Genomic DNA, 13003 nt, shown 5'->3' with positions numbered 1-13003 from the left:
CTAAATGCCCGGCAAATTTATTCCTAATCGTCAGTACTCGGTTTTGGTAAAACCATTTTACCCCCAACCAGAGCACCGGTCTGTTCTTAATTTAAATTCAGGATATCACGTAACTGTATGGTTTATCTGAATATCTGAACCTAGCTTTTATGAGAGTGCTCTATGATCATCAGACGTTTACAGGTGCCAGATACGGAGGTGTTCCCCGGTATTTCTATGACCTGATGCATAACCTGAAATATCACCAGGGAGTTGACGTAAGCCTTTCCCTGCTGTTTTCAAATAACGAGTACCTCAAAAAAGGAGACATCAGGACGGTTTATCCGTTCAGTTATTTTCTAGGCAGCCGTTACACCAATCTGATGTTTTCGCACCTTAACCGCCTCAACAGCGCCCTGCAGATCAGTATTAAAAACTACGACGTTTTTCATCCTACTTTTTTCAACAATTACTTTGCACCTTTTTTGGGTAATAAGCCTTATGTAATTACTTATCATGACGCCATACCCGAAAAATTCGGTACTGAATATGGTTTGCTTGATGGTTTCAGTAAAGACCATAAAAGAAATCTGCTGCACAATGCGGCCGGCATCATTGCCGTATCTGAAAACACAAAGAACGATATCATTGAGATTTTTGACCTGTCGCCAGACAAGGTAGATGTGGTGTATCATTCCACCCATTTTTCAACATTCAAGCCTGCTGATGATTTTGATATTGAAACACCAGAAAACTACCTGCTGTATGTAGGCACCCGCGAAAACTACAAGAATTTTGATGTTTTTATAAAAGGAGTGGCTCCGGTGCTGAAACAAAACCCCGGCCTGCAACTGATATGCGCGGGCAGTTGCCCTTTTACAGCGGTGGAGCTGCATTGGCTGCAGGCAGAAGGTATTGCTGATGCGGTGTGGTACCAACCCGTTGTGAGCGACGCTCAGTTGTACAGGCTTTACCAGAAAGCCCTTTGCTTTGTTTACCCTTCTTTATACGAGGGTTTCGGTATTCCGGTTATTGAAGCCTTTGCCTGTGGTTGCCCCGTTGTGCTGAGCGATCGTTCCTGTTTCCCCGAGGTAGCGCAGGATGCCGCCGTTTACTTCAACCCCGATTCTCCGGCCGACATCACCGCTGTTATCAGCCGTGTGGTAAGTAGTTCAGAGCAGCGGTCTGCATTGGTAACCAGGGGTTACAGCCGCCTGAAAGACTTTTCGCCGGGCATTACGGCCATTCAAACGCTGGAGGTCTACAAAAAAGCAGCAGGCAGGTAATGGCCTGATTGCCACAGGCAGGCTGAAAAAATAAAATTTAATTGTAACTTTGCAGCCGGAGATACCACTTGAACCTTTTTTGATAAAACCACTTCCGCCGGGGCCAATCTGATACCGGCGTTTTTCAAACGGCCTTTTATGAGAATCATCATTTGTGATATTTATGTAAAACTTGTAGGGCATAATTTAGGACACATCCAGAATATCTTACGCTATTTAGAAAAGAATCCTTCTGACAGAGAATATATATTTCTGCTGAACCCCGAGGCCAGAACCATTCCTTCTGTGCAAACCGCTGCCCAAAATGTAAAGATTATTTTCTTTACCGATGAAGAGTTTGCGCCGCAGTTGTCGGGCATGAGCCTCATAAAATCAACCCAGCTGCTCTGGAAGAGCATCAGCCGGTATGTAACAGACCTGAAAGCCGACAGGCTGTTATTAATGATGGTTGATATGTTTCAGCATACCATTGGCAGCAGCCGCCCGCTTTGTACTATACACGGCATAATGTTTAATCCGTACCCGAGGTTAATGCCGGTCGATAACTCGCTGAAAGCCCGGCAAAAAACCAAAGTTACCAAAGCCCGCAAATTGTTTACCACCTGGTGGATGCTGCGCAACAAGCAGCTGAAAAAAGTATTCATTTTTAATGATTACGAAACCATCAAAACCATGAACGAAACCCTGGGCACGCAGGCATTTACCTACCTGCCCGACCCCGTTTATGACTACCCTATGCGCCAGGGGCTGGTAATACGTGAGCAATTTAACATAGAGCCACACCGCAAAATTTTGCTGGCCTTTGGTATGATAGACCAGAAAAAGAATGTGGTGAACCTGGTACGCGGCTTGCAGGATTTAACAGCCGACGAAGCAGCCAATGCCTGCCTGCTGATAGTAGGTAAGGTTTCGCAGGTTTATGAAACCCCACTGGCTGAGGCCATTGCAGAAGCCCGGAAACTACGCCCCGAATTGAAAATTGTAATGGAAAGCCGCTTTGTGGACGACGACGAGATGGAGTCGTTCATTAACCAGAGCGACATCGTTTCGCTGGCTTATGTCAATTTCTATTCGTCAAGCGGGGTTATTGGTCTGGCCTGCCGGCATAACAAGCCAATTATTGCCACCAGATTTGGTGTTGTGGGCAATATAACCGCTGAGTATGAATTAGGTGTAGCTGTAGACGGCCACAAACCGGAAGAAATAAAAGAGGCGTTCAGGTTTTTTCTGCACCACTCTAAGCCCAAATATCCTGCCCGAGCAGCAGAATTTGTAGCCAGACATACCCCCGAAGCCTTTATAAAAGCCCTGCTGGCTGATTAGACCTGTACAGTTGGAGCTTGCCTGGCATAGGTATTGAAAGCCTGGCATAAGGAGGTACAAAAAAAAGTGGCCGAACGGTAGTTCAGCCACTTCATGGTTCTTATGCCTTCAGTATCTTAAACCAGTTCTACCTCTTTGGCGGCCTGTTGGGCAATCCAGTTATAGGTTTTGGCAATACCGTCTTTCAGTGGTAACGATGGCGCCCAGCCCAGTTTCTCCTGTATCAAAGCATTGTCTGAGTTTCGCCCGCGCACGCCTTGCGGCCCCGGAATATTGTTGATAGAAACATTTTTGCCCGAAATGCCGATAATCATTCTTGCAAAATCGTTGATAGATATCATTTCTTCCGAACCAATATTTACCGGACCCGAGAAATCAGACTCCATCAGTCGGCGCACACCTTCAATGCATTCGTCAATAAACAAAAATGAGCGCGTTTGTTTGCCGTCTCCCCAAATCTGTATGCTACCGCCATCTTCTGCCTCTATTACCTTACGGCATATAGCAGCGGGGGCTTTTTCTCTACCGCCTTTCCAGGTGCCTTGCGGGCCGAATATATTATGAAAACGGGCTATTTTTACCTGTATGCCCAAATTACGTTGGTAGGTAAGATACAAACGCTCGCTGAAAAGTTTCTCCCAGCCGTATTCGCTGTCAGGCGCAGCGGGGTAAGCCGACTCCTCCGAGCATTTGGGGTTTTCAGGTTCGTTCTGGTTGTACTCAGGATACATACAGGCCGACGACGAATAGAATATCTTCTTTACACCTGCTTTTTGAGACTCATGCAGCATATTAACATTGCAAAGCACCGAATTGTGCATAACGGCTGCGTCGTTTTCGCCGGTAAATATATAACCGGCACCGCCCATGTCGGCCGCCAGTTGATACACCTCGTCAAAACCGCCTTCAAGTACTTGTTTACACACCAAAGGGTCGGTTAAATCGCCGATGATAAACTCATCAGCGTTACCATTTTTGTATTCATTATGTTTAATATCAACGCCTCTTACCCAATAGCCTTCACTTTTTAGTCTATTAACCAGGTGGCCACCAATAAAGCCGCCGGCTCCGCAAACAAGTGCTTTTTTCATATTTTTAGTTTTGGTAGATTGTTATAATATTTTTTGTCGCAGTAAAATACAAATCTAAAAAATCTATTTGTTTTATAAAAGGCATTATAATTTGTCATTTACGGCATCCAGCCAGATTTGCTTGCCCTCGCAATTCCAGTGGGTGTCGCCCACATCATACAGCATTTTTTTTGACGAGCTGAACGGCGTGTAAATATCAAAATAAGGTGCTTTCAGGCCCGGGTGCTGCTGAACCCGCTCTATCAGCCGGTTATAATTGCCCAGGTCTTTGCCCAGTACCGAACTCTTATTGGGGGCAATAGAAAGATACACCTCATCAAAGCCGTTTTTTTTGTAGAAATCATAAGTGCGGTTTACGTTTTCAACCAGCCTGCTGATTTCGCTGTCAGAAACCCTATCAAAAGAAGACGTAATGCCATCGGGGCGGGCATCCATCTCAAAGAAAATACGCTTTTTATCTGCCGACAACACCACGTGGCTATCTGTGCGGTTAAAAAATGTTTCGTTCAAACCTGCCTTCCATTCTTTTATTTTCAGAAAAAAATCAGACGAAAACAGCACCGCTTCGTGTCGTTCGGTGCTATACCAGAACACGTCGCGGGCATTCAGCAGCATTTTTCTGGCGGCTTGCCGGGTACTGGGTTTGCCTGTTACAAGGTTAGTATAGGGCTGAGCAAACCTTTCTCTGAAATGCCGCTCTACAGTTTCAATTATCAGAATGTTCTTCTTTGTTCGGTCTAGTTTAATAAAACTGGTATCCCCAATAAAAAATCTTTGAAAAGTGCCGGTTTTAAAGTCGGCGGCGGTCATCCTTGCAGGTTCGGTAAAGCTGTCGCCAATCAGATATAGCGCCGTGTTGGGGCTGGTAACCTTCACGGGTGCTGGCACGCACTGCTGATTAGGAACCCTGAATTGCGCCAGATTCGAGAAGCGGTACAAATCGCCGTAACGGTATTCGTCTTTTACAAAGCCTTTCTGCGCCAGCCATCTGGCTACATTGGGCGAAAAGCCCGGCAACCAAAGCAGAGCAAAAACAACAAGGGCGGTATATTTTAATATTTTTAAATTCATTCCTCTTTATTTTCTTGCCACAAATTTGATATTGAAAATAGTGTAACATTGTGCATCCATTGTGTACTTAGTGGCTATTATAAAAGTATTTCTTTTCCACAATGTACTCTAAAACACTATGTTTCACAATTCATTCAAAACTGAAAATATATAAACTGGTTGGAGTCAAACACACCCAGAAAATAACAAGCCACCAGTAGTGCCAAAAATACAACATAGAATCGGGCCGTGCTGGTAACATCTATCACCTTTACAAACTTTTCTTTCAGCAGCAGGCCGGCAATTAACAGCCAGCACAATAGCATTTCTGTATTGTTAAAAGGCGCATCAATGGTATTACCATAGCTGCCAAAAGAGAATATCTTTTGCAGAATTATCCTGGCATTGGTAAGACCCTTTGCCCTGAAAAACACCCAGGTAAGCATAACCAGCACAAAAGTAAACAACAGATTAAAGGGCTGGCTCAAAAAAGCAGGCAGAGGCCTGGTTTTCAGTTTAAAATATTTGTCGCGTATTTGGGCTAAAATCAGGTAAACGCCATGCAAAGCCCCCCATATAACGAAGGTCCACGCTGCGCCATGCCAAAGACCGCTCATCATAAACACAAAAAAACGGTTAAAATACATACGTTTTTCGCTTACCCGGTTACCACCCAGCGGAATATACAGGTAATCGCGGAACCAGCCCGATAATGATATATGCCAACGCCGCCAGAATTCGGATATGGAGGTTGAAAAATAGGGGGTATCGAAATTCTCCATCAGTTTAAAGCCCATTACCCGCGCTGTGCCAATGGCGATGTCTGAATAACCCGAGAAGTCGCAGTAAATCTGAAAAGTAAAGAAAATAGTACCAATCAGCAGCGTTAGTCCGTTGTGGTCTTGCGGGTTATCGTAACAATAATCTACCACCATAGCCAGCCGGTCGGCAATGACAACTTTCTTGAACATCCCCCAGGCAATCCGCATCAGGCCCTCTTTCAGGTTGGGGAAACTGAACTTGAAATAACTATGAAACTGCCATAACAAATTCTGTGGCCGCTCAATAGGCCCTGCCACCAGCTGAGGGTAAAACATGACATAGAGCGAGTAAATGACAAAGTCTTTTTCGGCTTTCTGATTGCCCCGATACACCTCTATGGTGTAGCTCATGGCCTGAAACGTATGAAACGACAACCCGATAGGGAGTGCGAAATCAAGAAAAGGGAATGGAGTGGGGGTGTCGAATTTCGACAGGATAATGGCCAGATTGGTGTTCAGAAAATTGTAGTACTTAAAATAAGCCAGAAATCCGATATTGGTAATCAGGCTGATAACAAGCAGCCATTTTCGTTTTTTACCTGTGGCATCTGCAATAAGAATACCCGCAAAGTAGTCAACCACAATGGTAACAAACAGAATTAATATATAAATAGGCTTAAAAACCGCATAAAAATAGCAACTTGCCAGCAAAAGCAGCCAGATACGGCCCCGATGCGGCAGGCTGAAATAGGCAAGTGTAACAACAATAAAAAAGAAAACAAATTGCAGAGAATTAAACAGCATTCAGGTTTTGGTTTGTTAGCGAATCAAGTTTCAAAGTTCTGTGTAATTATCAAAGTTTCAAAGGCATTTTTATACAGAAACTTGATTGAGTGAAGATTTTTTGATGAAATTACCTGCAAGATATACCACAGAAAGGAGAACCGACAAGCGGCGGTGGATAAAAACAATGAGTTTGTTTTACAATTTTTTAAAGCATTTTTGAATTTTAAATTCAAACTGCTATATTTGCACCCACAATTCGGATCCGTAGCTCAGTTGGATAGAGCAACAGATTTCTAATCTGTGGGTCGCAGGTTCGAATCCTGCCGGGTTCACGAAGTCCTAATAAGTCTTGTAATACAACCAAAACCCTGCCAGCCTGGCGGGGTTTTCTCGTTTATAAACTTCTTCTTCTCAATCCTTTAATTTTACCACAGAGTTGCTCAGAGTTTGGCACTGAGTTTCACTGAGTAAAAAAACTCCGTGCTTCTCCGTGCAATCACTCCGCGACACTCCGTGGTTAACAATACTACGCACAAAGATACCACCCGTCAGGGTCTGCAGACACTAAACCATACCAGCACCATTTTAAAATAATCAATCCTTCAGCCTATTTTATTCTAATAACTTCTTTTCAGCCACAGACAGACGATGTGGCATTTACCCCGTAAATTATTTTCTGACCATTAAAGTTTTATAGTTTTTAATAACTTTGTCAACTATCCGAGACCTCTTCAAAATAGAGTCATAAAAAATCAATTGTTTTTGCTCATCATTAATAAAAAGGAAGAAAATATGCTTTTACAATCTTTAATAGCCGAGTTTGAGCAGGAAGTTCAAAATACCAGAAAACTGCTGACGGCCATTCCGGAAAAAGATTTGGCGTACAGGCCTTCACCCACCTCATGGACAATGGGCGAGCTTGCCCAGCACATAGCCACTATTTATTACTGGTATACCGGCGTATTTACCACCGATGTGTATGACATGGCCACCGACCGACTGGAACGCGGCAACCCTGCCGATATAGGTGCTACCCTTGTGTTGTTTGAAACCAATGTGGAAAAGGCCCGGGCTGCGCTGCAATTGGCCACTGAAGAGAGCCTGCAAAACCTGTGGACCATGAAAAACGGCGACCGAACTATGCTGGGGCCATTTCCGAAAGGCGCCATAGCCCGAGGTTTTGTTTTTAACCACATTTACCACCATCGCGGCGAAATGATTGTGTATCTACGCGCCACCGGCAACAAAGTACCAGGCTTATACGGCCCCACCTACGAGCAGTCGGTGCCGAAGTAAAAGCGGATGGATTTGATGAATGGGCTGGCAGATATGAGTTTATACAACCGTGCAAACCATATTATAGAGGAGTTATTGTTTTGTCTTAACACTGCTTCTAAACAGTTAACACATCGCAATCAATCATGGGCATAAGAGACAGATGATTTGCGTAACTCATCTGTTTCCAATGCTTCGGGGGCATATGGAAAAAAAACAGAGTTTTGGGAAAGTAAATTGAAATTGGATAATCTTTCGGTTAAGATAGAACCCATGAGGCGAAGTGCATGGCGCCTCTACTATTGATAAACGAATGAATACAAAAAAAAGCAGCCCATCAGGCTGCTTTTCGTTTCTCCAAAAACCACTATTATCAAACCAAATCAAATCTGTCAAGGTTCATTACTTTTGTCCAGGCGGCTACAAAGTCTTTTACGAACTTGGCTTGTCCGTCTGAGCTGCCGTAAACTTCGGCTATGGCTCTTAGTTCTGAGTTCGAACCAAACACCAGGTCGGCGCGGGTGGCAGTCCATTTCCAGTCGCCGGTGGCGCGGTCGGTGCCTTCATACAACTCTTTATCTGCCGATGCCGCCTTCCAGGCCGTGCTCATATCCAGCAGATTCACAAAGAAATCGTTTGTTAACTCACCCACGCGGTGCGTAAATACGCCATGTTTAGAGCCGTCGTAATTAGTACCCAGCACTCGCATACCACCCACCAAAACGGTTAATTCAGGGGCTGTGAGAGTCAGCAATTGGGCTTTATCAATCAATAATTCTTCAGTTGAAACCCTGAAATTCGCCTTGCGGTAGTTGCGGAAACCGTCAGCCAGTGGCTCAAGGAAACCTATCGATTCTACATCTGTCTGCTCTTGCGTGGCATCCATGCGTCCCGGAGTAAATGGCACGGTAACGTCGTGTCCGGCATCTTTGGCCGCTTTCTCAACACCAGCCGCACCGGCCAGCACAATCAGGTCGGCCATTGAAATCTTCTTGCCACCGGCCTGAAAATCCTTCCGGATACCTTCCAGCGCGCCCAGCACTTTTTGCAGTTGCGCAGGGTTGTTTACCTGCCAGTATCTTTGCGGAGCCAGACGGATACGGGCGCCATTGGCACCGCCGCGCTTGTCAGACCCACGGAAGGTGGAAGCAGATGCCCAGGCCGTTGAAACCAGCTCGGAGACACTCAGGCCAGATGCCAGAATGGTTGCTTTCAGCGCAGCCACATCGCTTTCATTTACCAGCTCATGGTCTACTGCCGGAATCGGGTCTTGCCAGGTAAGTATCTCTTCCGGCACTTCCGGACCCAGATAACGAGCACGCGGCCCCATGTCGCGGTGGGTTAATTTAAACCACGCACGGGCAAAAGCATCAGCAAAGGCATCCGGATTTTCAAGAAAACGGCGTGATATTTTCTCATAAGCTGGGTCAAACCTTAGCGCAAGGTCGGTTGTCAGCATAGACGGGCGGTGTTTTTTGCTGCCGTCAAATGCATCCGGTATAATGTTATCGGCATTTTTGGCCACCCATTGGTGCGCACCTGCCGGGCTTTTGGTTAGTTCCCATTCAAAGGCAAAGAGGTTTTCAAAGAAATTGTTGCTCCATTGTGTAGGGGTGGTTGTCCAGGTTACCTCTAGTCCGCTGGTAATGGCATCAGGGCCTGCGCCACTGCCGTAGCTGCTTTTCCAGCCCAGGCCTTGCAGTTCAAGGTCGGCCGCTTCCGGCTCCTTGCCAACGTGGGTGGCAGGGGCGGCACCATGTGTTTTACCAAAGCTGTGCCCACCGGCTATCAGAGCCACGGTTTCTTCGTCGTTCATGGCCATACGTCCAAAAGTATCGCGTATATCTTTGGCCGCTGCAATCGGGTCGGGGTTGCCATCGGGGCCTTCAGGGTTTACGTAAATCAAGCCCATTTGTACAGCTGCCAACGGATTCTCCAGATCTCTGCTATGAATTTTGCCATCGGCGTTATCGTCAGACGACACCACCCCGTGCGCTTTAGCTACACCCTCAGAGCCATGCCCGTAGCGCAGGTCTCCGCCCAGCCAGGTAGTTTCAGAGCCCCAGTACACATCTTCTTCCGGTTCCCACACGTCTTCACGGCCACCTGCAAAGCCAAAAGTTTTAAATCCCATCGATTCCAGCGCCACGTTTCCTGTCAGAATCATTAAATCGGCCCATGAAATTTTATTGCCATATTTTTGCTTGATAGGCCACAACAAACGGCGGGCTTTATCAAGGCTCACGTTATCTGGCCAGCTGTTTAGCGGAGCAAAACGTTGCTGGCCAGAGCCACCGCCACCGCGGCCGTCTGTAACACGGTAGGTACCTGCACTATGCCATGCCATACGGATAAACAAAGGGCCGTAATGACCAAAATCTGCCGGCCACCAGTCTTGAGAGTCTGTCATCAGGGCGTGCAGGTCTTGTTTTACCGCTGCCAGATCAAGACTTTTAAAAGCCTCGGCATAGTTAAAATCTTGGTCCATCGGGTTCGACAACTGCGAGTGCTGGCGCAAAATATTCAGTTTTAGCTGATTGGGCCACCAGTCGCGGTTTCTGGTGCCGCCACCGCCTGTGTTGCTTTTCAGGGTGCCGTTATGGAACGGGCATTTGCTGATATCTCCTGTTTCTTTTTCCATGGAATCTAAAAAGTTTTTATGATTGAATGAATAATGTTGAAATCAATTTTTGATGATGTAAAGGTATGGGGTTGCGTATAATAATCAAAATCGAATAAATCTATGGTTTTATAGATTTTGTCTATGATGTTTGATAGGATTGATGCACCGTTATGCTCTGAGTTGCTGTTATAAAGTTAAGCGTCAGGGAGTTAAGTCAATACAATAGTGTATTAAATTTTGTTTATCAGAAGAACTGATTCGTTGCCTCGTAATGCCTTTGAGAAATATGGAGGCTATTAAACGTAGAATAATGTAACTACAACCAAATAAGCAGGTGATTGTAAAATAAAGGAAAAATAAAGCCGCCAAAATTTGTGTAGCCAAATAACTACGCGTATATTTGTAGTCAAATAACTACGCAATGAATTTAAGAAGAGATGTTTTTCAGGCCATAGCCGACCCCACCAGACGTGCCATACTGCTTCTGGTAGCCACACAAGCCATGACAGCCGGGGCTATTGCCGCTAATTTTGATACCGCCAGACCAACCGTTTCGAAGCACCTGCAGATACTGACTGAATGCGAGCTACTGGCGCAGGAACAAAGCGGGCGGGAGATTTTTTACTCAATTAACCTCGAGAAAATGAAAGAGATTGCCGACTTTATAGAGCCTTTCCGCCAGATATGGGACGAAAGGTTTAATAAACTGGAGGCCATTCTGAAACAGTATCAAGCTAAAAATAATACCTGATGGAACGTAAAACCAAAGTAAGTGCCGAAGCAGGCAGGCAGGAGATTGTCATCACCCGGGAATTTGATTTGCCGGTAGACCTGCTGTTTAAGGCCTATACCGAACCCGAAATTGTGGAACAATGGATGGGCAATAAAGTTCTGAAACTGGATAACCACAAGTATGGCGGCTGGCATTTCAGAACTACCGATGCCGCCGGTAATATTCTGTTTCAGGCGCATGGCACTATTCATGCCTTTGAACCCAACCAACAGATTGTGCGTACGTTCCAGATGGATAACGCCGCCTTTGATGTAACGCTTGAGTTTCTGGATTTTAAAAAACTGACCGATACCAGCAGCCTTTTCAGCATGCACATCATTTACAGGTCGGTTGAATTGCGCGACCTGCAACTGAAAATGCCGTTTGAGTTTGGCCTGAATATGGCGCACGGCCGCTTGCAGGAAATCATGAATCAACACAAAACCGATGGAAGCAGGTAACCTAAACCCGAAAGTTGATTTCTTCTTCAGCAAAGCCACGCAATGGAAGAAAGAATACGAAAAACTCCGTACCCTTACCCTTAGCTGCGGGCTGGCAGAAGAATTGAAATGGGGCTGCCCCTGTTACACGCATCAGGGCAATAATGTGGTGCTGATACACGGCTTTAAAGAGTATTGCGCACTACTGTTTTTTAAAGGCGCTCTGATGGGCAATGCCGACGGCCTGTTGATTCAACAGACAGCAAACGTGCAGTCGGCAAGGCAAATGCGGTTTACCAGTTTAAGTGAGGTAGCGACGCAGGAGGCAATCATTAAAGCACATATTTATGAAGCTATTGAAATTGAAAAGGCCGGACTGAAAGTAACTCTAAAAAAGACTTCAGATTATGCCATCCCCGATGAGTTTCAGCAAAAACTGGATACAAACCCTGCCCTGAAAACCGCCTTTGAAACCCTTACACCCGGCCGACAAAAGGCCTATCTGTTTCATTTCGGGCAGGCCAAGCAGGCATCAACCCGCCTGGCAAGGGTAGAAAAATTTATGCCGAAAATACTGGAAGGCAAGGGGTTGGAGGATTGATTTTCGAATAAAAATAACCGGATTTTTATAGCATTCAATACTTAAATAAACGCTACAACAATGGAAACAACCGTAAAAGCAGCCAAAAGAAACAAAATTATCTATTGGATAGCCACCATCTGGCTGTCGCTGGGTATGGTATCAAGCGGCGTGGTGCAGCTCATACACCTGAAAGAAGAGGTAGACCTTTTCAACCATCTCGGGTACCCTGATTACTTCCTTACCATTATTGGTGTCTGGAAATTGCTCGGCGTGGTAGCAGTACTCGTGCCGAAATTCCCGGTAGTGAAAGAATGGGCTTATGCCGGGTTCTTCGTAACCATGACAGGCGCGCTGTTTTCGCACCTGGCCGTGGGCGACACCGCCTTTGAGGCTTTCTTTGGGCCATTACTATTGGTTGTGCTTACGGTAACCTCATGGTATTTCAGACCTGCCAACAGAAAAGTAATTGATTTGCAGAAATAGTGTATATAATTTGCGTGTTCAGACATTTGTCGTATATTTACAGACAAATGTCTGAATGTAAAACTTTGACAACGACAAAACCAAATATAGAAATTAAGCTCAGCAAAGAAATTACTTCATTTCTGAAACACGCTCGTATTGATACTAAATCAGTTACCTATGAGGATTTCCTTGCCAACAAAATGCTTATCATTGCGGTCATAAGGGCAGGTATTCCTTATTCACTTTTCGGATTGATTCAGGACTACACACCTTTTTCAGAAACTGACTGGGCAGGTTTTCTTGATATTTCTACCAAGTCTTTGCAGAGATACAAAACATCTGCCAATCACCATTTCAAGCCAATACATTCTGAGAAAATCATTGAACTGGCTGAAGTTACAAAGGTAGGGCTGGATGTTTTCAGTAACATGGATAAGTTGCGTCTATGGCTCAATACCCCCAATTATGCCCTTGGAAGCCAGAAGCCGATTGAATTACTGCGCGATTCTTATGGCAAAGAATTGGTGATAAGTGAGCTGGTGCGTATTAATCACGGTATATTGGTGTAA

At 45.3% G+C, this 13003-nt stretch carries 12 protein-coding genes and 1 tRNA gene; 9 read left to right on the top strand and 4 right to left on the bottom strand.

All coding sequences use genetic code 11. The features are described 5' to 3' along the window. Window positions 1-149 precede the first annotated feature (149 nt). Together C0V77_RS09785 and C0V77_RS09780 are read left to right on the top strand one after the other, a co-directional pair. On the top strand, window positions 150-1265 hold the full coding sequence (locus C0V77_RS09785; protein ID WP_101726164.1) for a glycosyltransferase family 1 protein: 1116 nt from the start codon (window positions 150-152) through the stop codon (window positions 1263-1265). Between the two features lie 138 nt (window positions 1266-1403). Further along, the gene (locus C0V77_RS09780; RefSeq protein ID WP_101726163.1) at window positions 1404-2588 is read left to right on the top strand and encodes a glycosyltransferase; all 1185 of its coding nucleotides are present in this window, start codon (window positions 1404-1406) and stop codon (window positions 2586-2588) included. 116 nt (window positions 2589-2704) lie between these two features. Here the strand turns inward: C0V77_RS09780 and C0V77_RS09775 are convergent, their stop codons facing one another. The 3 genes from C0V77_RS09775 to C0V77_RS09765 all read right to left on the bottom strand — a co-directional run bounded on the left by C0V77_RS09775 (window position 2705) and on the right by C0V77_RS09765 (window position 6294). Beyond that, window positions 2705-3679, bottom strand: a complete 975-nt coding sequence (locus C0V77_RS09775; RefSeq protein WP_101726162.1) for an NAD-dependent epimerase/dehydratase family protein — start codon at window positions 3677-3679, stop codon at window positions 2705-2707. An 84-nt stretch (window positions 3680-3763) separates the two neighbouring features. Beyond that, on the bottom strand, window positions 3764-4750 hold the full coding sequence (locus C0V77_RS09770) for a hypothetical protein (RefSeq protein ID WP_101726161.1): 987 nt from the start codon (window positions 4748-4750) through the stop codon (window positions 3764-3766). 134 nt (window positions 4751-4884) lie between these two features. After that, window positions 4885-6294, bottom strand: a complete 1410-nt coding sequence (locus C0V77_RS09765; RefSeq protein ID WP_101726160.1) for an MBOAT family protein — start codon at window positions 6292-6294, stop codon at window positions 4885-4887. A 240-nt stretch (window positions 6295-6534) separates the two neighbouring features. On the opposite strand from C0V77_RS09765, the gene C0V77_RS09760 reads away from it, so the two are divergent. Continuing rightward, window positions 6535-6608, top strand: a tRNA-Arg gene (locus tag C0V77_RS09760). 460 nt (window positions 6609-7068) lie between these two features. Then, on the top strand, window positions 7069-7572 hold the full coding sequence (locus tag C0V77_RS09755; RefSeq protein ID WP_101726159.1) for a DinB family protein: 504 nt from the start codon (window positions 7069-7071) through the stop codon (window positions 7570-7572). Between the two features lie 352 nt (window positions 7573-7924). Here the strand turns inward: C0V77_RS09755 and katG are convergent, their stop codons facing one another. After that, on the bottom strand, window positions 7925-10192 hold the full coding sequence (gene katG, locus C0V77_RS09750) for a catalase/peroxidase HPI (RefSeq protein WP_101726158.1): 2268 nt from the start codon (window positions 10190-10192) through the stop codon (window positions 7925-7927). Window positions 10193-10595: 403 nt separating this feature from the next. Between katG and C0V77_RS09745 the strand changes: the two genes are divergently transcribed. The 5 genes from C0V77_RS09745 to C0V77_RS09725 all read left to right on the top strand — a co-directional run bounded on the left by C0V77_RS09745 (window position 10596) and on the right by C0V77_RS09725 (window position 13003). Beyond that, a complete protein-coding gene (locus C0V77_RS09745; RefSeq protein ID WP_101726157.1) occupies window positions 10596-10925 on the top strand; it encodes a helix-turn-helix transcriptional regulator in 330 nt (109 codons plus the stop codon). Further along, entirely contained in the window at window positions 10925-11407 is a 483-nt protein-coding gene (locus C0V77_RS09740; RefSeq protein WP_101726156.1) for an SRPBCC domain-containing protein, read from the top strand. The genes C0V77_RS09745 and C0V77_RS09740 overlap by 1 nt, the downstream gene beginning before the upstream one ends. After that, on the top strand, window positions 11394-11987 hold the full coding sequence (locus tag C0V77_RS09735; RefSeq protein WP_101726155.1) for a YdeI family protein: 594 nt from the start codon (window positions 11394-11396) through the stop codon (window positions 11985-11987). The genes C0V77_RS09740 and C0V77_RS09735 overlap by 14 nt, the downstream gene beginning before the upstream one ends. Before the next feature lie 60 nt (window positions 11988-12047). Beyond that, window positions 12048-12452, top strand: coding sequence for a DoxX family protein (locus C0V77_RS09730; RefSeq protein WP_101726154.1), 405 nt, complete (start codon window positions 12048-12050; stop codon window positions 12450-12452). Window positions 12453-12517: 65 nt separating this feature from the next. Further along, on the top strand, window positions 12518-13003 hold the full coding sequence (locus tag C0V77_RS09725) for an antitoxin Xre/MbcA/ParS toxin-binding domain-containing protein (protein ID WP_229236249.1): 486 nt from the start codon (window positions 12518-12520) through the stop codon (window positions 13001-13003).

It is taken from the genome of Emticicia sp. TH156 (assembly GCF_002855535.1).
GTDB classification, from domain to species: Bacteria; Bacteroidota; Bacteroidia; order Cytophagales; family Spirosomataceae; genus Emticicia; species Emticicia fluvialis.
The sequence above is the reverse complement of the archived record's forward strand: the minus strand, read 5'-3'. Positions and strand labels throughout refer to the sequence as shown.

Bases quoted from the DNA above. Each gene is read 5' to 3' on its own strand.
- C0V77_RS09785 (WP_101726164.1), top strand. From the start codon at position 150: ATGAGAGTGCTCTATGATCATCAGACGTTTACAGGTGCCAGATACGGA.
- C0V77_RS09780 (WP_101726163.1), top strand. From the start codon at position 1,404: ATGAGAATCATCATTTGTGATATTTATGTAAAACTTGTAGGGCATAAT.
- C0V77_RS09775 (WP_101726162.1), bottom strand. From the start codon at position 3,679: ATGAAAAAAGCACTTGTTTGCGGAGCCGGCGGCTTTATTGGTGGCCAC.
- C0V77_RS09770 (WP_101726161.1), bottom strand. From the start codon at position 4,750: ATGAATTTAAAAATATTAAAATATACCGCCCTTGTTGTTTTTGCTCTG.
- C0V77_RS09765 (WP_101726160.1), bottom strand. From the start codon at position 6,294: ATGCTGTTTAATTCTCTGCAATTTGTTTTCTTTTTTATTGTTGTTACA.
- C0V77_RS09755 (WP_101726159.1), top strand. From the start codon at position 7,069: ATGCTTTTACAATCTTTAATAGCCGAGTTTGAGCAGGAAGTTCAAAAT.
- katG (WP_101726158.1), bottom strand. From the start codon at position 10,192: ATGGAAAAAGAAACAGGAGATATCAGCAAATGCCCGTTCCATAACGGC.
- C0V77_RS09745 (WP_101726157.1), top strand. From the start codon at position 10,596: ATGAATTTAAGAAGAGATGTTTTTCAGGCCATAGCCGACCCCACCAGA.
- C0V77_RS09740 (WP_101726156.1), top strand. From the start codon at position 10,925: ATGGAACGTAAAACCAAAGTAAGTGCCGAAGCAGGCAGGCAGGAGATT.
- C0V77_RS09735 (WP_101726155.1), top strand. From the start codon at position 11,394: ATGGAAGCAGGTAACCTAAACCCGAAAGTTGATTTCTTCTTCAGCAAA.
- C0V77_RS09730 (WP_101726154.1), top strand. From the start codon at position 12,048: ATGGAAACAACCGTAAAAGCAGCCAAAAGAAACAAAATTATCTATTGG.